This window comes from Amycolatopsis nigrescens CSC17Ta-90 (assembly GCF_000384315.1).
GTDB lineage: Bacteria > Actinomycetota > Actinomycetes > Mycobacteriales > Pseudonocardiaceae > Amycolatopsis > Amycolatopsis nigrescens.
The window spans coordinates 1,447,656-1,466,028 of record NZ_ARVW01000001.1 but is presented as its reverse complement, the minus strand read 5'-3'; the positions used below and the strand labels follow the sequence as shown (position 1 = coordinate 1,466,028).

Genomic DNA, 18,373 nt, shown 5'->3' with positions numbered 1-18,373 from the left:
CCCCCTGGGGTCATACCCGGGAGGGAGACGTTCCCGCGGAAGGTCGGTGCGAACGCCGCACGATCCGGGCAAAGTGGGGGATATGACGACGGAGATCGCCAAACCGGCAGAGTTCGCGGCCCAGCTCGACGAGGTCGAGCGGCGGCTGCGGGAAGTCCTCACCGATACCCGCAACCCGTTCGTCACCGAGGCCGCGACCCACCTGATCGAAGCCGGGGGCAAACGCTTGCGCCCGTTGCTGGTGCTGCTCGGGTCCAGCTTCGGCAAGCGGGAGAGCGACCAGGTCGTGACGGCCGCGGTGATTGCCGAGCTGGTGCACGTCGGCACGCTCTACCACGACGACGTGATGGACGAGGCGAAGCTCCGGCACGGGGTGGAGACGGCGAATACCCGCTGGAGCAACACGATTGCGGTTCTGCTGGGGGACTACCTGCTGGCCAGGGCGGCCGGTCTCGGCGCGACCCTCGGCGACAAGGCGATGCGGCTCCAGGTGCAGACGCTGAGCCGGCTGGTCAAGGGGCAGATCGACGAGACGGTCGGTGCCACCGGCGACACCGACGCGATCGAGCACTGCCTGCGGGTGATGGCGGACAAGTCCGCTTCGCTGATCTCGATGGCCGTGGTGCTCGGTGCGACGGTCAGCGAAGCCGAGCCGTACGTGGTCGACCTGCTCGGTCAGTACGGTGAACTGCTCGGAGTGGCCTTCCAGATCACCGACGACCTGCTGGACATCTCCGCACAGGCCACCGAGCTCGGCAAGGAACCGGGCACGGACCTGCGCGAGGGCATCGTCACCCTGCCCGTGCTGTACGCGCTGGCGGAGCCTGGCGCGGACCGGCTGCGCGAGCTGGTCGAGTCGGGCGCGGTACGGGAACCGTTGGCGCGGGCCGAATCGCTGACCCTGCTGCGGGAGTCGCCGGGGCTCGACCGGGCGCGCCAGGAGGCGCTGCGGCGGGTGGGGCTGGCCAGGGACCTGCTGTTCGAACTGCCGGACGTCCCGGCCCGCGCCTCGCTCGCCGAGCTCTGCGACTTCGTGCTGGATCGCGTCTGCTGACGACCGGGGCTTCAACCGGCTGAAACCGTCACCTCGAACCTGTCGCCTTCGGTGAGCACCAGCTCGTGCGGCAGGGTGAACAGCACCCTGGTGCCGGTCACCCCGGCGGCCGTGGTGAACGGAGGTCGTACTGTGCCGTTCACGGCGTTCTCGGTGATCTCTGCCGAAGTCACCGAACCCGGTACTTCGACGGCGAAGGTGCGCAGCCGCAGCCGTCCGTGGCGCAGCTCGACGGTGCTGGTCTGCCGCCCGCCCTCGCGCCGCTGCCGGTACAGCCCCCAGCCCTCGGCCGTGGTGAACGCGGCGCGGAAGTCCTCCGGGGTCAGCCTCGGCGAGAACCCGAGGTGTCCGCGCGGCCCGTGGTGCTCGTAGCCGCAGGCCGCGAGGTAGGTGCCGTAGCTCATCATCGCCCGCGCGTAGTGGTCGCTGCACTCGATCTCGTTGTAGGGGTTGCGTTTCCCGGCCGAGTACCGGTCGTCGACGGCCTTGGTGACGGCGAGCGCCTCGGTGCTCAGGCCCTCGGCGAACAGGTGCGCGGCGAACTCGTACTCCTGCCCGGTCCAGACCTCGTTGAAGTAGCCGACCGGACCGTCCTGGCCGGTCTCCGTGGAACCGCCGTTCGGCCAGGTGCACATCAGCGTGCCGGGCTCGCCGGAGTCCGCGTAGACCCGGCCACGCGGGATGCCGGGTGCCGTGTGCCCGGCCGGATCGGGCAGGAAGTTGTAGCGGAAGATGTTGCGCAGCGCGGTTTTCGTCTTGTCTTCGGGAAACACCCGCGGCAGTCCGAGCTGGTGGGCGTAGGTCTGCCCGTATAGCTGGTCGAGATAGCAGCCCCGGTTGGAGTTCACCGAAGTCGGATGCGCCGGGTCGACGCGGTGGAAGAAGTAGCCGTACCGCTCGTTCCACAGCTCGGTCGCGAGCTGATCGGACCCGCGCTCGGCCAGCTCGTCGTACCGCTGCGCGGCCGCGGTGTCGCCCACCTCCCGCGCCATCGCGGCGCCGGCGCGCAGGGCGGCGACGTACAGCCCGCTGATCCACGGCACCTCGCCGAACCACTGGGCGTCCAGGGTGTTCCACTGGCTGCCTTCGAGTATTCCGTCGCCGTCCCCGTCCGCGCGGACCACCCAGTCCAGCGCGGTGCGCAGGTTCGGCCACACCCGGCGCAGGAAACCGTCGTCTGGGGACATCTGGTGCTCGCGGTAGACCCGCAGGATCGTGCCGCACTGCCCGTCCGCGAACCAGCCTTCGCCGGCTTCGCCGCGGTTCTTGATCTCGCCGGTGGGCAGCATGGCCAGGCCGAGGTCGACCCGCTGCCTGGTGTCCCGTTCGAGCTCGGGGAACAACCTGGCGACCGACTGCGCGTAGTTCCAGACGTGCCCGCAGGTGCCGGCGCAGCAGTAGATGCCCTCCCAGGCGTAGAACCGGCCGTTGTCGAACCGGAAGCAGGTGCTGGTGGCCAGTGTGGACGCGGTGGACAGGGTGCGCTCCAGGAACCAGTGCGGCAGCGAAGAATCCTCGTACCAGGTCCGCACCCACGAGCGGGTCTTGTCCTCCAGGCGGACGCGGTCCTTCGCGAGCCATCGGAGCACGGCGTCCGCGCCGGCGAAGCGGGTGTTGTAGTGGTGCTTCAAGGTGGGGCCGTCGTCCAGCCAGGAGAACAGGCCGGGCGCGGGAGTGGGGAAGTGCCAGCCGAGTGCGAACCGGACCGTGCGCGAGCGGCCGGGCGCCAGGGTGAACGGCACCGCCACCGTCGCCCCTTCCGCACCGTCCACTTCGGTCGCCGCCGAGTTTTCCAGCGCTGCCAAGGAAAAGGTGCCGAAGTCGGGGCAGTCCGCCAGCGGACGGCGGCGGACCGGACGGTCGCTGAACAGGATCCGGTCGACGTTCACGTGCCCCCAGCCGCCGGTGGCCTCGTCGACGATCTCGATCCTGGCGCGCCGCCCGGCCCAGGCACCAACGTCCAGGGAGGTGGCGCTCAGCGGCTCCTGGTCGGTGCCGGTGAACCCGGCCACCACCTCGTCGCCGACCAGTACGTGCACCCCGGCCGTTCCGGGACGCCCGCCGCCGCCGACCCAGGCCGTGACGTAGCGCCGTTCGATGGTGAACTCGCGGCTGGTCAGCCTGCCCCGGTAGTCGTCGGCGTTGCCGCCGTCGCGGTAGTTGTGCGAGGTGACGAACCGGGTGCCGGACACGTTCAGGTCGTTGACCTCGCCCACCGGGCGGCGGAAGTAGTCGGGGGTGTCGGCCGGGGCGACCGGTCCCGCGCCGAACGCGTCCCCGGCCACCGTCCAGTTCCGGTAGCCGCCGGATTCCCAGTCCTCGAACAGGATGTCCGGCACATCGGTGAAGACGATCGAGTCCACGTTGAGGTGCCCCCACGGGCCGCTCGACCGGTCCACCAGCTCGATGCGCGCGGTCCGGCCGGCGTACTCGCCGAGGTCGAGCGTGCGGGCCACCATCGGCTCGCTGTCCGAACCGGTCGCCGACGCCACCACCGCACCGTCCACCAGCACGTTCACGCAGGTTCGGCCCGGCTGGTCGCCGCCGCCGACGGAAACCGCGGCATAGCGCCGTTCGATGGTGAACTCCCGGCTGGTCAAGGTGCCGGTGGCGGCGTCGCCGGTGCCGCCGCGGAAGTCGTGCGAGGTGACGAACCGGGCACCGGAGATCGTCAGGTCACCGAACCGCCGCAACTCGGCGGGCAGTTCGGCCGGCCGCACCGGGCCGTCCCCGAACGCGGTGCCGGTCGCAGTCCAGTCCCCGAAACCGGATTCCCAGTCCTCGAACAGGATGTCCTCGTTCTGCGGTGACGTGTCGTCGGCCGCGGAGAACTCGACCCCGCGCAGCCCGTCACCCGAATAGGCCTCGGCGTGCAGCAGGACGGGCTGCTGGCGCCGGGTCGCCGGGCACACCGGGTTCTCCGCGGTACCGGCCAGTTCCACCCGCACCGAAGAGCGCGAGGTGTTGCGCACGGTGAAAGCCAGCACGGTGGCCGGCACCGTCGAGTCAGTGACGGACAGCGGGATGAACGGCGAGAAGGTCTCCCGGGTCACCTCGACCGGACTGTCCGGCGCGCGGTACGTGGTCGTGCCGATCGGGTACCGGCCGGTGAAGCGGACATCGGGAAAGCCGGTCTCGTCCAGCGTCCGGTCCTGCGTGCGGCCTCGGCTGGTGGTGCGCAGGGTGAAGCCCTGCCGGAAAGGTGAGCTCACCTCCAGCGGCCGCGTGTAGTGCGGGCCCTCGAAAGCCGCGCCGCCGAGCGGGAACGAGCCGGGGTTGAAGATGTCCCAGGCCCACAGCCTGCCGTCGCCGGCGAGGTAGACCTGCCCGGTGCAGCCGCCGCCGACCGGCATGCCGATCCGCCGCAGTGCCTCGCCGGTGTACTCGGTGGGCGTGCCCCGCGCGAACAGGTTCCGCACCACCTCGGGGGAGAGGTTCTTCTCCGCCGGGACCACGACCAGGCCCCGCGGGTCGAGGCCGAGCGCCGCGGCCACCCCGGAAGGCGCGGCGACCATGCCGAGACCGGTCAGGCCGAGCGTGAGGAAAGTGCGCCGGGACGGCCCGTCCTGCGGTCCGCACGCACCGCCGGGGCAGCACTCGGACGGGTTTTCCGGGCTCGCTTCAGGGACCGAACTGGACATCTGCCGCCTCCACGCTGAGGCCAGCCGAGAACTCCGGCGGGGACCGAGTAATCGATTTCTCAGATCAACATACGACCTTCCCGCCCGGCCGTCCAGAGCACGCCCGGAAACTGTCGGGCCCCCGGCGTAGCGTGCTCTCCATCACAATCGAGGAGGCGGAAGATGACGGTTCTACTGGCGATCGGCACCAGGAAAGGGCTATGGCTCGCGACCAGTGAAGACCGCTCGACCTGGGAGTTCACCGGTCCGCACCAGCCGATGACGGGGGTATACGCGGTCGCCATCGACACCAGGGGGCCGAAGCCGCGGCTGCTGGCCGGGTCGACCAGTGAGCACTTCGGACCGAGCGTGGCGGTCAGCGACGATCTCGGCGAGAGCTGGCAGGAGCCCGAACAGGCGCCGGTGGCCTTTCCGGAGAGCACCGACACCGCACTGGAGCGGGTCTGGCAGCTGACGCCGGGCCCCGCGGACCAGCCCGAGGTGGTCTACGCGGGGGTCGAGCCCTCCGCCTTGTTCCGCTCCACCGACGGCGGCCGCAGCTACCAGTTCGTCGAGGGGCTATGGAACCATCCGCACCGGGAACGCTGGGAAGCCGGTTTCGGCGGCCAGGCGGTGCATACGGTGCTGCCGCATCCGGCCGACCCGCGGCGGGTGACGGTGGCGATGTCCACCGGCGGTGTCTACCAGACGGCGGACGGCGGCGGTTCCTGGTCGGCGGCCAACGACGGGATCAAGGCGTACTTCCTGCCCGACCCGTATCCCGAGTTCGGCCAGTGCGTGCACAAGATCGCCCGGCACCCGGCCGCGCCGGACCGGATGTTCCTGCAGAACCACCACGGGGTCTATCGCAGCGACAACGGCGGGGACAGCTGGAAGTCCATCGCGGACGGGCTGCCCACCGACTTCGGCTTCGCGATGGCCGTGCACCCGACCCGGCCGGAGGTGATCTACAACTTCCCGATCACCGCGGACAGCCTGCGCTTCCCGCCGGACGGCCGGTGCCGGGTCTACCGCAGCAGCGACGCCGGTGAAACCTGGGAAGCGCTGACCGAAGGCCTGCCGCAGGACGGATTCTGGTCCGCGGTGATGCGCGACGCGCTGTGCGTGGACGACGGCGACCCGGCCGGGGTGTACTTCGGTTCGCGCTCCGGCGAGGTCTTCGCGAGCGCGGACGAGGGTGACAGCTGGCAGCGGGTCGCCGCGCACCTGCCGGACGTGCTCACCGTCCGCGCGGCCGTGGTGTAGGTGGTGGCGATGCGGGTCGTGGTGCTGGTTCCGGGCACCTTGCGGTCCATTGTGGATGGTAATGGGCGGGTGGCGGTGGAGGTCGGCGAGCCGGCCACCCTCGGTGCCGTGCTGGACGAGCTGTCCGCGCGCTATCCGTTGCTGGAGCGGCGCTTGCGGGACGAACGCGGCGGCCTGCGCCGGTACGTCAACTTCTACCTCGACGGTGAGGAATGCCGCCGCCTGGCCGGCGTCGACACCCCGGTGCCCCCGGGAGGTGAGATCCAGGTCCTTCCTTCGGTCGCCGGCGGTTAGCCGTCGGTGTCGGTCCAGCCGGGTCAGGTGCTGCTCTCGTCGCGGGTCCTGGACACGAGCACGGTCGCGCGTTCCTGCCAGCCCAGCGCCGAGTACAGCCGCTGTCCCTCGGGACTGGCGACGAGCAGGCCCGTGACCGAGCCCTGCGCTACGGCCTCGCGGGCGAGCATGCTCATGAGCGCGCTCGCCAGGCCGCGGCGACGGTGTCCGGGCGCTGTCTCGATGTCGTGTGCGACGGCGGCGGTGTTCCCGGGGCCGGTCATGACCATGGTGCCGCGTGCCGCCCGCGTGCCGGACGGGTGCCACAGCTCCGTCTCGATGATCGGGCCGTCGACGGTGGTGCGGCTGGTGTAGGGCTCGGGCGGGTGGTGCACGGGGTGTGCCCGGAGGTCGGTGCTCATGAACCATTCGGTGTCCTCGAACAGTTCCAGGCCGGCGCCCGCCAGGATCGGCCTGGCGTCGCCGGTCCGGTTGGTCGGCACGGTCAGCCAGTTGGGTTCCGTCGCGCCGGCCACCTCCAGCGCGAGCCTCCGCAGGGATTCCGGATCGTCATCGGCGTGCAGGGCGATCAGCTCGAGTTGCCGCCACGGCCGCCCGTGCAGGACGTGCAGTGCGCCCCGTGCCTCTTCGGCTGGGGCGAGCCCCCTGGCCACGCCCCAGCCCGCCTGCCAGGTCCGGATCAGCCAGGGCAGCGCCGGTGTCGGTTCGGTCACCGGTCAAGCAGAACACGCGGCGCCGATGGTCCCGGGCTCAGGGCCGCACGTTCGTGTTCACCGGCGAATGCGGAAACGGCAGGCTAAAAGCAAAGGACGCCTTCGGTGCGCGAAACGAGCAGCCAAATGGGCAGCGAAACGAGCACTGAAGGCGTCCTTTTCAGTTCATTCATGCGTGCGTGCCGGATTATCGAGCAGCGGACGGCATGGGTGCCTGGCAGTCCGGGTAAGTGCACGACGCCACCGCGTGATCCTTGGCGCGTTCAGCGGCGAGTGCGGGGCCCGGTTCCATGACGCGCTTGGTCTTGAAGTTGAGAATCCGGTAGACGGCCGCGTGCGGGCGGCGCCGGTCCGGGCGCGGGTGCTGCTTGCACCACACTTCCTGGAGGTTGGTGCCGATCGCGTTGGGCGGGTACGGGTACGGCGCTTCCGGGTTGGCGTCCGGGCGCAGCAGCACGGTGCCGCAGTGAGCGCAGTACGGGACCCACATCTCGCAGTCCGCGCACAGATCCGCTGGCTTGTCGTGCTCGCCGACCGCGGGCTCGTAAAGTGCGGTGAGCCCCGCCCTGGCGATGACCTCGGAATCGGGACCGCCGAGGTGCACCTTCGCCTCCGGGTCCTGTTGTTCCACGTCGCGCGGAGCGTCGATGAACTGGTGCAGTACGTCACCGGTCTCACTGGCGACGATGGCAAGGGTCAACTCAATCTGGTTTTGCATTTGTTTGCCTTCGCTTTCACAGGTCGTGGTGTGGTACTGAATTCCGACGGGGCCCCAAAGCCCATCGGTACGCGGCATCTAGGTGAAGCCGCTTAGTGGTTCGTTGGACGACGTCGGAGCCGAATTCGTTCCGGCCTGCCTGTTCCCCCCTTGGTCGCCGGCTTTGACGTCGTGGTGAGAGGCCGGGCGGGCGAACGGTCCGCCGTGGAACCGGAGTCTGCCGCAAGATCGACATTCCAGAGTGGGTGCCCGGCCCGGCCCCCCTGCGGCCGGACGCCCGCGCGACCATGCTGCACGCCCAATCGTGGGCAAACCTTGGACGAACCTTGAATCCGCTGGTGGAATACACTAATCAGGGCAAGTGACCCCTGTACCCACGAGGAAGCCGTGACGGCTGTCGAGTTCCGCGTACTAGGCGACATCGAGGCACGGGTGGGTGACCGGCCGATGGACCTCGGCCACGCACGTCAACGCTGTGTGCTGGTGTCGCTACTGATCGAGGCCAACAAGCCGGTCTCGGCTGATCAACTGCTCGAACGGATCTGGGGTGACCGGCTGCCGCATCGTGCCCGTGGCACGTTGTACAGCTACCTTTCCCGGCTGCGGCAGGTTCTGGAATCCGCCGAAGGAGTGGGAATCATCCGCCGTTCCGGCGGATACGTGCTCGTCATCGAGCCGGAAGCGGTGGATCTGCACCGGTTTCACCGGCTGGTCGCCCAAGCCAGGGACGGCGGGGACGAGCACCGCGCGCTCGACCTGTTCGGGCAGGCGCTCCGGCTGTGGCGCGGCGAGGCCTTCGCCGGCCTGGACAGCCCGTGGCTGAGCGGGGTCCGCGGCACCCTGGAACGGGAACGGCTGGCCGCCGAGCTGGACCGCAACGACCTCGAACTCAAATTCGGCCGGCACACCGACTTGCTGTCCGGGTTGTCGGCCAGCGCCGAAGCGCACCCGCTGGACGAACGCCTCGCCGGGCAGCTGATGCTCGCGCTGTACCGCTGCGGGCGGCAGGCCGACGCGCTGGAGGTCTTCCGATCCACCCGGCGACGGCTCGCCGGAGAGCTCGGCATCGACCCGGGGCCGGAGCTCACCGGGCTGCATCAGCGGATCCTGCGCGGGGACGAAGATCTGGCCACGCCGGCGACCAGGGGGCCGACCGGGCGGAACGATCTTCCCGGCGACATCGGCGACTTCACCGGCCGGGGAGCCGAGGTGGATCGGTTGCTTGCCGCGGTCGCCGCGGGGACGGGTGGTTCGGCGATGACGGTGTCCATCGACGGGATGGCCGGGGTCGGCAAGACCACGCTGGCCGTGCACGCGGCCCGCCTGCTGGCCGGCCGCTACCCCGACGCGCAGCTGTTCATCACCCTGCACGGGCAGGCCGACGAGCAGCGCCCCACCGACCCGCTGGCCGCGCTGGGCACCCTGCTGGACGCGATCGGTGTGCCCGACAGCCAGATCCCGGACGAGTTGGAGGCACGATCGGCGCTGTGGCGGGCGAAACTCGCCGACCGCGCGGCTCTGGTCGTGCTGGACAACGTGGCGGACGCGGCGCAGGTGCGTGCGCTGCTGCCGGGTACGGCGAACTGCCTGACGCTGATCACCAGCCGACGGCGGCTGGTAGACCTGGAGGCTTCCTGCGTCGTCTCGCTGGACGTGCTGTCCAGTGTGGACGCCGTGGCGCTGTTCACCGGGATCGTCGGCGCCGAGCGCGCGGACGCGGAACCCGGGGTGGTGGCGGAGGCCGTGGAGCTCTGCGGGCGGCTGCCGCTGGCGATCCGGATCGCGGCCAGCCGGCTGCGCACCCGCCCGTCCTGGACGGTGCGGCGGCTGGCCGACCGATTGCGCAAGGGCCAGCGGCGGCTGGCCGAGCTGGCCGCCGGAGACCGCAGCGTCGCCGCCGCGTTCACCCTGTCCTACAAGCATCTGTCCGCCGGGCAGCAGCGCCTGTTCCGGCTGCTCGGCCTGCATCGAGGGCCGGACATCGACCCCTGCGCGGCGGCCGCCCTCGCCGACGTCGACGTGTACGTGGCCGAAGACCTGTTGCAGGACCTGGTCGACGTGCACCTGCTCCAGGAGCCGGTGTCCGGCCGGTACCAGTTCCACGATCTGCTGCGCGAGCACGCGAAGAACATCGGCCGTGAGATCGAGTCCGAAGCGGAGCAGGAGGCCGCGCTGGCCAGGGTGGTGGACTACTACCTGCACACCGCCTACGCGGGGGAGCGGCTGATGAACCCGCACGCCCAGCCGATCGAGCTGGCCCGCCCGGCGCCCGGCTGCGCGCCGTTCCCGCTGACCGAGCGGGCGGCCGCGCGGGTCTGGTTCGACACCGAACACGGCTGCTTGCTCGCCCAGCAGCAGCTGGCCGCCGAGCACGGCTGGCACGCCAAGGTGTGGCAGCTGGCCTGGGTGATGTCCACCTTCCACCTGTGGCGCGGGCACCGGCTCGATGATCTGACGATGTGGCAGGCCGGGCTCGAAGCCGCCGAGCGGATCGGGGACCCGGTGGTGTGCGCGCTGGCGCATCGGTATCTCGGCAGTGCCTGCCAGCGGGCGGGCCGGCCCGTCGAAGCACTCGAGCATCTGCGGCGGTCGCTCGCACTGGCCGAGCAGATCGGGAACGTCCGCGCACAGGCCACCGCGCACCGCTATCTCGCGGTCGCATGGGCGCACCAGGGCGACGAGGAGCTGCGGGCGCGGCACATCAACCGCGCGCTGCGGCTGTTCCAGGATCTCGGTGACCCGTCGGCCGAGGCGGACCTGCTCAACGCGATGGGCTGGCACGACGCCCAGCTCGGGAACTACCAGAGCGCGCGAAGATACTGCGAACGCGCGCTCGAGCTGAACCGGGAACATCCGAACGGGCAGGCGGAGGCGGCGACCCTGGACAGCCTGGGGCACATCGCGCACCACACCGGTGAGCACGCCGAGGCGCTGGGCTATCTCGGTGACGCGCTGGTGCTGTTCCGGGAGGCGGGCAACATCGTCGGACAGGCCATCGTGCTGACCCATCTCGGCGAAACGCAGGTCGCGCTGGGCCATGTCGAACAGGCCAGGCAGGCATGGGGGCAGGCGCTCGACCTCTATCAGACCCAGCACCGGACCCAGGAGCCGCAGCGGCGGTTGCGGGATCTGCTGAGCACCCTTGATCAGCAGCCCGACCCCCCTGGTGCAGGCATCTGAAGTTAGCGCGGCGGCCCGTCCCCCTCTGGACCTCCCCTACCAGGCCGCCGCACTACTGACTTTGCCCTAGCCGCCTTGGGAAAACCTTGAATCCGCAGGTAGATCCGTTCTAGTTGGACGTGTGGCGGCGAGTTCCGCAATATCTTTCAACCCGATCCGCGGATTCCGGCCGCCGGCACCGCGAGGAGTGCTAAGAACGTCCTGGGGAGGTTGAAATGCCGGTGCTCGCTGTGCCCTCGTCCGTTTTTTCGACAGGATCGTCTTCCAGATCCTGGACAAGAATGCCGCATCGGCGACCGGCCCGCAGGGCGAACAGTGTCCGACCCGGTTGACACCGGCGGGCGGGCCGGCTCGGTACCGGCCGCGGTCCGCCGCATGCTGCGCACCGACAAGGCGGCCGCCGCCGGCGCGGGCACGGTCCTGCTGCTCGGGCTCGTCGCGCTCACCGCGGACCTGCTCACCGCCATCGAAGGCCAGGATCCCTATTCCTACCGGCTTTCCGCGCTCGATCCGGAGACCGGCCTGCCCGCCGGGCCGCTCGGCGGGGTCGGCGGCGCGCACTGGATGGGTGTCGAGCCGCTGACCGGACGCGACCTGTTCGCCATCGTGGTGTACGGCATGCGCACGTCGTTGTTGCTCGCGCTGGCCGCCATCGTCGTCTCGGTGCTGCTGGGCGTGCTGCTCGGGGCCGGTGCCGGCTATCTCGGCGGCTGGTTCGACCGGGTGGTCACCTGGATCGCCGATGTGCTGCTGAGTTTTCCGCACCTGGTGTTCATGATCGCGCTCGGTGCCGTGGTGCCGGCGAGCGTGCCGCGGCCGCTGCTGCTGGTACTGGTGATCGGGTTCTTCGGCTGGCCGTCGGTGGCGCGGATCGTGCGCGCGCAGACGCTCACCCTGAAAAGACGGGACTTCGTCGCCGCGGCCCGTGCGTTCGGGGCCGGCCCGTGGCACGTCTTCCGGTTCGAGCTGCTGCCCGGCCTGTGGGCGCCGATCCTGGTGGTGGCCACCATCTCGGTGCCGGGGATGATCGCGCTGGAAGCCGCGCTCTCCTTTCTCGGGGTGGGCATCCCGCCGCCCGCGCCGAGCCTCGGCCGCACCATCGGGGACGCGATCGGCTGGGTGCGCGGTGACCCGATGTTCCTGATCTTCCCCGGGCTCGTGCTGTTCCTGGCTGCCTTGGCGTTCAACGTGCTCGGGGACGGGCTGCGGGACGCGCTGGACCCGAAGGCCGGGGTGGGCCGATGACGCGGATCCTGCGGTTTCTCGGCCTGCGGCTGGCCGGCCTCGCCGCCGTGCTGCTGGTGCTCACCTTCTGCACCTACGTGGTGTTCTACCTGGTGCCGTCGGACCCGGCGCAGTTGGCCTGCGGCCGCCCGTGCACCCCGGAGAACCTGGCCGCTGCCAAGGCGTTCATGGGTTTCGACCAGCCGTGGTGGCGGCAGTTCCTGGACTTCCTCGGCGGGTTGGTGGCCGGGCGCAGCTTCGGCACCGGGGTCACCGCGATCCAGTGCCCGGCGCCGTGCTTCGGCTACTCGTTCCAGCAGAACGCCGAGGTGATCGAGCTGATCGGGCAGCGGCTGCCGGTCACCTTCTCGCTCGTGCTGGGCGCCGCGGTGTGCTGGCTGGTCGCCGGTGTCACGGCCGGGGTGTTCGCCGCGCTGCGCCGGGGCGGTCCGTGGGACCGGCTGACCACGATCGGCGCGGTGGCCGGGATGTCCACCCCGATCTTCCTGGCCGGTCTGCTCGCCATCCTGCTCTTCGGTTTCACCCTTGGCGTTCTTCCGGTCGGCGGGTACGTGCCGTTCGCGCGGAACCCGGCGGAATGGGCGGCGCACCTGATCCTGCCGTGGCTGGTGCTGACCTTCGTGTACGCCGGCTTCTACGCCAGGCTCACCAGGTCGCAGCTGCTGGAAACGCTGGGAGAGGACTACATCCGCACCGCGCGGGCGAAGGGCCTGCCGGAGCGCAAGGTGATCGGCAAGCACGCGCTGCGCAACGTTTCGCTGCCGGTGCTCACCCGGTTCGGCACTGACCTCGGCGGACTGCTGGGCGGAGTGGTGATCACCGAGCGGGTGTTCGGCATGCCCGGCCTCGGCGGGCTGCTGATCGACGCGGTGCAGCAGCAGGACCTGCCGGTGCTGCTGGGCTGCACCTTGTTCGCGGCGCTGCTGGTCGTCTCGGCCAACCTGCTCGTCGACCTGTGTTACGGCGCGCTCGACCCGCGCGCCCGCCTGACCTGACGTGCGGCACCCATGTTCGAACCGACGCAAAGGAGAAGGCAGTGCAGAGAAGACGGTTCCTCAGAATCTTGCGGGACACCCGCACCCGATCGATGGGGGCCACCGCCGTGCTGGCGGGCGCGGTCATGCTCGCCGGCTGCGCCACCGGCACAGCGCCGCAGGAACAGCCGGGCGCCGCCACCGCCGGTGGCCGGGTCACCATTCTCACCGACACCGCCACGCAGCCCTTCGACCCTGCCAAGAGCCAGAGCCACGGGGTCGCGGTGTTCTCACTGGTGCACCGGCGGCTGACCTCCTGGGACGTCCGGCAGGGCCAGCCGACCAAGGCGGTCCCGGACCTGGCCACCGACACCGGCAGGCCCACCGAGAACGGCAGAACCTGGACGTACACGCTCAAGGACGGGCTGAAGTTCGCCGACGGTACGCCGATCACCGCGGCCGACCTGAAATACGGGATCGAGCGGTCGTTCGCACCCGCGTTCGCCGGCGGGCTGAACTACCACAAGACCTTGCTGGCCGGCGCGGACGGCTACCAGGGCCCGTTCGAGGGCAAGGGCCTTGACTCGGTGCAGACCCCGGACGAGAAGACCATCGTGTTCCGGCTGAACCGCCCGTACAACGACTGGCCCTGGGTGGTGAGTACGCCCGCGTTCTCCCCGGTGCCCAAGGGAAAGGGCACCGAGCCAGCCTACAGCGAGCGTCCGATCGCGTCCGGGCCATATCAGGTTTCCGCCTACCAGAAGGGAGTCGGTATCACACTGAGCCGGAACCCGTTCTGGGACAAGAAAACCGACTCGGTGCGGGCGGCGCTGCCGGACGAGATCGTGTTCCAGCTCGGCCAGGACACCGGGACCGTCGCGCAGCGGCTCGTCGCGGACGCCGGGGAGGACCAGCGTGCCGTCGGTTTCTCACTGGTGAGCCCGGCGCAGCTGGCCCAGCTGCAGGGAAACCCTGCCGCGCAGCAGCGGCTGGTCACCTCGCCGTCCGGTGCACTGGCCTATCTGGCGCTGAACACCCGCCGCGGCCCGCTGGCCGATCCCAAGGTGCGCAAGGCTTTCCAGTACGCGGTGGACAAGAGCGCCTTCCAGGTGGCCAGCGCCGGCAACGCCCGTCTCGCCGGCGACCCGGCGAGCACGCTGATCGTGCCGGGGCTGCCCGGCCGCGAGGCGTTCGACCTCTACCCGGCGCCGCCGTCCGGTGACCCGGAACTGGCCAAGCGGCTGCTGGCCGAGGCGGGCTACCCGAACGGGCTGACCGGGCTCGACTTCGTGGTGGGCACCAGCGGCAACTTCCCGGAGAAGGCGCAGGCCGTGCAGGCCGGGCTGGCCAGGGCAGGTATTCAGAGCACCGTGCGGACCCTGGACAGCGCCGCGCTCAAGGCGGACACCACCGGCGCGGAGGCGAAGTTCGACCTGACCCTGGATCTCTGGCAGGCCGACTTTCCCAGCGCCAACACCAGTATCCAGCCGTTGTTCGGGTCTTCGGAGGTCGGCGGCGGGCGGCACAACCTGAGCCGGTACGCCGACCCGGAGACCGACCGGTTGATCGAGGAGGCGCAGAGCGTCGCCGACCCGGCCGAGGCCGGGCGGAAATGGGCCGCGCTGGACCAGCGGATCATGGCGGAGTCGCCGGTGGTGCCGCTGGTCTACGCGCGCAACTCGTTCCTGCGCGGCTCGAAGGTGGCCGGGTTCTTCGTCGGCGAGTTCCCCGCGTACCCGAGTTATTTCCAGGTGGGCATCGCCCCATGAGTGGTACCGCTCCATGACGTCCGAGCCCGTGCTGTCGGTGCGGGACGTGTCGGTGGACTTCCTCGTCCGCGGCACCCCTACGCCGGCCGCGTGCGAGGTGAGCTACTCGCTCGCGGCCGGCGAGGTGCTGGCGGTGGTCGGCGAGTCCGGTGCCGGCAAAACCGCCACCGCGATGTCGCTGCTCGGCCTGCTGCCGGAAAACGCGCGCGTCACCGGTTCGGCGCTGCTGAACGGCACCGACCTGTTCACCCTCAGCGCTGCCGGGCTGCGCGCGGTCCGCGGCGGCCGGGTCGGCATGGTGTTCCAGGAGCCGTCGAGCGCGCTGAACCCGGTGTTCACCGTGGGCGGGCAGGTGGCGGAGGCGGTGCGCGCGCATCGCGGCGGCCCGGCCGCGCGGGCGCGCCGGCGCGCGGTCGAACTGCTGCGCCTGGTCGGGTTACCCGAGCCGGAGCGGCGGTTCCACGCCTACCCGCACGAGCTGTCCGGTGGGCAGGCGCAGCGGGTGGTGATCGCGATGGCGGTGGCGAACGACCCCGCGCTGCTGATCGCGGACGAGCCGACCAGCGCGCTCGACGTCACCGCGCAGGCGGAGATCCTGGAACTGCTGCGTGCGCTGCGCGACCGGCTCGGGCTGGCAGTACTGCTGATCACGCACGACATGGGCGTGGTCGCGGATATCGCGGACCGGGTGGTGGTGATGCACGAAGGCCGGGTGGTGGAGCAGGGTGACGCCGAAGCCGTTTTCGCTTCGCCGCGCGCGGAGCACACGAAACGGCTGCTCGGTTCGGTGGCTTCGTTGGGCAGCTCCCCGCGACGGCCGGAGCGGCCGGAAACCGAGGAGGAACCGGTCCTGTCCGTGGCCGGGCTGTCGGTGACCTATCGCGGCAGGCTGCGTTCGCGCGCGGCGCGGGCGGTGCACGAGGTGAGCCTGCGGGTGGACGCCGGTGAGGTGCTCGGGCTCGCCGGCGAGTCGGGTTCGGGCAAGAGCACGGTGGCCGCCGCGATCACCGGGCTGCTGCGGCCGGAGGCCGGGGCGGTCCGGGTGGCCGGTGCCGAGGTCGCCGCGCTGCGCGGTGCCGAGCGCAAGAACCTCCTCGGCCGGATCGGCACGGTGTTCCAGGACCCGGTCTCTTCGCTCAACCCGCGCGCGACGCTGGCCGCCAGCGTGGCCGAACCGCTCCGGCTGCACCGGCGGGCGGCCGGGGCCGAGCTGGACCGCCGGGTCGCCGGACTGCTGGACGCGGTGCGGCTGCCCGCCGCGCTGCACCACCGGTACCCGCACGAGGTCTCCGGCGGTCAGCGTCAGCGGGCCGGGATCGCCAGGGCGATCGCGCTGGACCCGGTGCTGCTGATCGCGGACGAGCCGACCAGCGCGCTCGACGTCACCGTGCAGGCGAAGATCCTGGAGCTGTTCCGCACGTTGCAGGCCGAGCTGGGTTTCGCCTGCCTGTTCATCAGCCACAACCTGGCGCTGCTGGAGCAGCTGGCCGATCGGGTGGCGATCATGCGGGACGGCCGGGTGGTCGAGCAGGGCCCGGTCCGGACCGTGCTCGGCGCTCCGGCGCACCCGGACACGCGGCGGCTGCTCGCGGCCGCGCCGGTGGCCGACCCGGTGGTGCAGCGCCGCCGCCGTGCGCTGTGGCGGGCCGGCTGGGGTCGTGTGTGAAAAACGTTCGGCCCGGTTGCGGGCAACACTTTCCACTCACGACCGTGGACCGGCGAAGGTGTTCCGGTAGGCGCTGGGGGAGACCCCGAGCGCGGCCTGGAGGTGCTGGCGCAGCGAGGCGGCGGTGCCGAAACCGGCGTCCTCGGCGATCCGGTCCACCGGCAGGTCGGACTCTTCGAGCAGTTGCCTGGCACGCTCGACGCGCTGCTGGGTGAGCCACTGCAGCGGTGAGATGCCGACCTCGTCGCGGAAGCGGCGGGTGAAGGTCCGCACGCTCATCGACTCCTTGGCGGCCAGTTCGCGCAGGCCGAGCGGGCGGTGGAGGTGTTCGAGCGCCCAGGCGCGGGCGGTGCCGGTGGAGGACGACCGCGGCTCGGGCACCGGCCGCCGGATGAACTGGGCCTGCCCGCCCTCGCGGTGCGGCGGGACCACGGTGCCGCGGGCGACCTCGTTGGCCACCGCCGCGCCGTGGTCGCACCGGATCATGTGCAGGCACAGGTCGATGCCCGAGGCGACGCCGGCCGCGGTGAGCACGTCGCGGTCGTCGGTGTAGAGCACGTCCGGGTCGAGGTGCACCTCCGGATGCAGCCGCCGGAACTCGGCCGCGGACCGCCAATGAGTGGTGGCCCGCCGCCCGGCGAGCAGGCCGGCGGCGGCCAGCACGAAGGAGCCGGTGCAGATCGACGCGATCCTGGTGCCGGGCCGCACCAGGCCGAGCGCTTCGGCCATCGGGTCCGCCAGCCGCCCGTCCTGCGGCCGATAGTCCTCATCGGAGGCGGGCACGACCACGGTCGCGGCCTGGGCCAGTATCTCCGGGCCGTGCCCGACCATGATCGTGAAGTCGGCGTCGGTGCGGATCTCGCCCGGGTCGGGGGTGCAGGTCAGGACCTCGTACAGCGGCTCGCCGCCGGTCGTGACCGCCTGGCCGAACAGGCGGTGCACGATGCCCAGCTCCATCGGCAGCAGCCCGTGGCGGACCAGGACGGCCACCGGGTGCCGGCCGGGATGCACGAACGCGCTCATGGCTCGATCCTTGCACACCTGCGCTATCCGGCCAGATGCACGCCGAGGCCGGTGGCGTCACTGGCCAGCCCGGGTTCGAGTACCAGCTCGTCGTCGTAGTCCCCGCCGTTCTGCGTGCGGAACGGCAGGGGATCGGTCTGCCATAGCGCGCCGACCCGGTCCCGCACCAGCGCGGCGGCCGCTTCGTACTGCTCCGGGCTGACCCGGTCGGCGCCGTAGACCGCGACCGGCGGCAGCACCGACATGCCCGCGTACCAGAGCGTCCCGTGCAGCAGCGGGAAGAGCACCTGGTCCAGCTGGCCGTTGATGCCGCGCGGGCCGAGGGCGGCTTCGGGGCTGCCGCTGCTCACCAGGACGAGGGCACGTTTGCCGGCCAGTTTCCCTTCGCCGTAGCGGAGGGTGCGGCCGGGCTGCCGCGGATCGGTCACCCCGTAGGCGTATCCCTTGACGAAGACCCGGTCGAACCATCCTTTGAGGATGGCCGGCATGCCGTACCACCACAGCGGGAACTGCACGACCACCGCGTCCGCCCAGTCGAGTTTTTCTTGCTCCGCAAGGATGTCCGGGCTCAAGGTGCCGGACCGGTATGCCTCTTTGGACGCCCCGGCCACTCCGGACAACCCCAGCCGCCCGCCGGGCTCGCCGGCGAAGTCGTCCCGGTCCACCGTGGCCTTCCATTTCATGGCGTAGAGATCGGATATCCGGTAGTCGTGCCCGGCCGCTTCCAGCGTGCGGATCCCCTCTTCGCACAGCGCCCCGTTGAGCGAAGAGGACTCCGGGTGAGCGAACAACCACAGCACGTTCATTCGAGGAACCTCCATCTTTCTGCCGTACGGGTTCGAGAATGGAAC

Annotated in this window: 13 protein-coding genes; 8 read left to right on the top strand and 5 right to left on the bottom strand. The window is 70.8% G+C overall.

Going from position 1 to position 18,373, the window contains the following annotated elements; genetic code table 11:
* Positions 1–82 precede the first annotated feature (82 nt).
* Complete coding sequence (locus tag AMYNI_RS0106710; RefSeq protein WP_020667220.1) at positions 83–1,054, top strand: polyprenyl synthetase family protein; 972 nt, start codon at positions 83–85, stop codon at positions 1,052–1,054.
* Positions 1,055–1,065: 11 nt separating this feature from the next.
* On the opposite strand, the gene AMYNI_RS47080 is transcribed toward AMYNI_RS0106710, so the two are convergent.
* On the bottom strand, positions 1,066–4,695 hold the full coding sequence (locus tag AMYNI_RS47080) for a GH116 family glycosyl hydrolase (RefSeq protein WP_020667219.1): 3,630 nt from the start codon (positions 4,693–4,695) through the stop codon (positions 1,066–1,068).
* 162 nt (positions 4,696–4,857) lie between these two features.
* Between AMYNI_RS47080 and AMYNI_RS0106700 the strand changes: the two genes are divergently transcribed.
* Positions 4,858–5,940 carry a WD40/YVTN/BNR-like repeat-containing protein gene (locus tag AMYNI_RS0106700; RefSeq protein ID WP_020667218.1) on the top strand — a complete coding sequence of 361 codons (1,083 nt, stop codon included), beginning with the start codon at positions 4,858–4,860 and terminating at the stop codon, positions 5,938–5,940.
* A gap of 9 nt (positions 5,941–5,949) precedes the next feature.
* Positions 5,950–6,234: a MoaD/ThiS family protein gene (locus tag AMYNI_RS0106695; RefSeq protein ID WP_026360119.1), complete on the top strand. Its 285-nt coding sequence runs from the start codon at positions 5,950–5,952 to the stop codon at positions 6,232–6,234.
* A gap of 23 nt (positions 6,235–6,257) precedes the next feature.
* Here the strand turns inward: AMYNI_RS0106695 and AMYNI_RS0106690 are convergent, their stop codons facing one another.
* Both AMYNI_RS0106690 and AMYNI_RS0106685 read right to left on the bottom strand, forming a co-directional pair.
* The gene (locus AMYNI_RS0106690) at positions 6,258–6,947 is read right to left on the bottom strand and encodes a GNAT family N-acetyltransferase (RefSeq protein WP_020667216.1); all 690 of its coding nucleotides are present in this window, start codon (positions 6,945–6,947) and stop codon (positions 6,258–6,260) included.
* Between the two features lie 187 nt (positions 6,948–7,134).
* A complete protein-coding gene (locus AMYNI_RS0106685) occupies positions 7,135–7,665 on the bottom strand; it encodes a hypothetical protein (RefSeq protein ID WP_020667215.1) in 531 nt (176 codons plus the stop codon).
* Positions 7,666–8,052: 387 nt separating this feature from the next.
* On the opposite strand from AMYNI_RS0106685, the gene AMYNI_RS0106680 reads away from it, so the two are divergent.
* From AMYNI_RS0106680 to AMYNI_RS0106660, 5 genes are all read left to right on the top strand, one after another.
* Positions 8,053–10,845, top strand: a complete 2,793-nt coding sequence (locus tag AMYNI_RS0106680; RefSeq protein ID WP_020667214.1) for an AfsR/SARP family transcriptional regulator — start codon at positions 8,053–8,055, stop codon at positions 10,843–10,845.
* A gap of 315 nt (positions 10,846–11,160) precedes the next feature.
* The gene (locus AMYNI_RS0106675) at positions 11,161–12,090 is read left to right on the top strand and encodes an ABC transporter permease (RefSeq protein ID WP_020667213.1); all 930 of its coding nucleotides are present in this window, start codon (positions 11,161–11,163) and stop codon (positions 12,088–12,090) included.
* Complete coding sequence (locus AMYNI_RS0106670; protein ID WP_020667212.1) at positions 12,087–13,085, top strand: ABC transporter permease; 999 nt, start codon at positions 12,087–12,089, stop codon at positions 13,083–13,085. Before AMYNI_RS0106675 ends, AMYNI_RS0106670 begins: the two co-directional genes overlap by 4 nt.
* 41 nt (positions 13,086–13,126) lie before the next feature.
* Entirely contained in the window at positions 13,127–14,833 is a 1,707-nt protein-coding gene (locus tag AMYNI_RS0106665) for an ABC transporter substrate-binding protein (protein WP_342667752.1), read from the top strand.
* Between the two features lie 13 nt (positions 14,834–14,846).
* Positions 14,847–16,499 (top strand): dipeptide ABC transporter ATP-binding protein, encoded by a 1,653-nt coding sequence (locus AMYNI_RS0106660; RefSeq protein ID WP_020667210.1) that lies wholly within the window; start codon positions 14,847–14,849, stop codon positions 16,497–16,499.
* Positions 16,500–16,535: 36 nt separating this feature from the next.
* Here the strand turns inward: AMYNI_RS0106660 and AMYNI_RS0106655 are convergent, their stop codons facing one another.
* Both AMYNI_RS0106655 and AMYNI_RS0106650 read right to left on the bottom strand, forming a co-directional pair.
* Entirely contained in the window at positions 16,536–17,522 is a 987-nt protein-coding gene (locus AMYNI_RS0106655) for a GlxA family transcriptional regulator (RefSeq protein ID WP_020667209.1), read from the bottom strand.
* 23 nt (positions 17,523–17,545) lie between these two features.
* Complete coding sequence (locus tag AMYNI_RS0106650) at positions 17,546–18,328, bottom strand: NAD(P)H-dependent oxidoreductase (RefSeq protein WP_020667208.1); 783 nt, start codon at positions 18,326–18,328, stop codon at positions 17,546–17,548.
* Between the last annotated feature and the right edge of the window lie 45 nt (positions 18,329–18,373).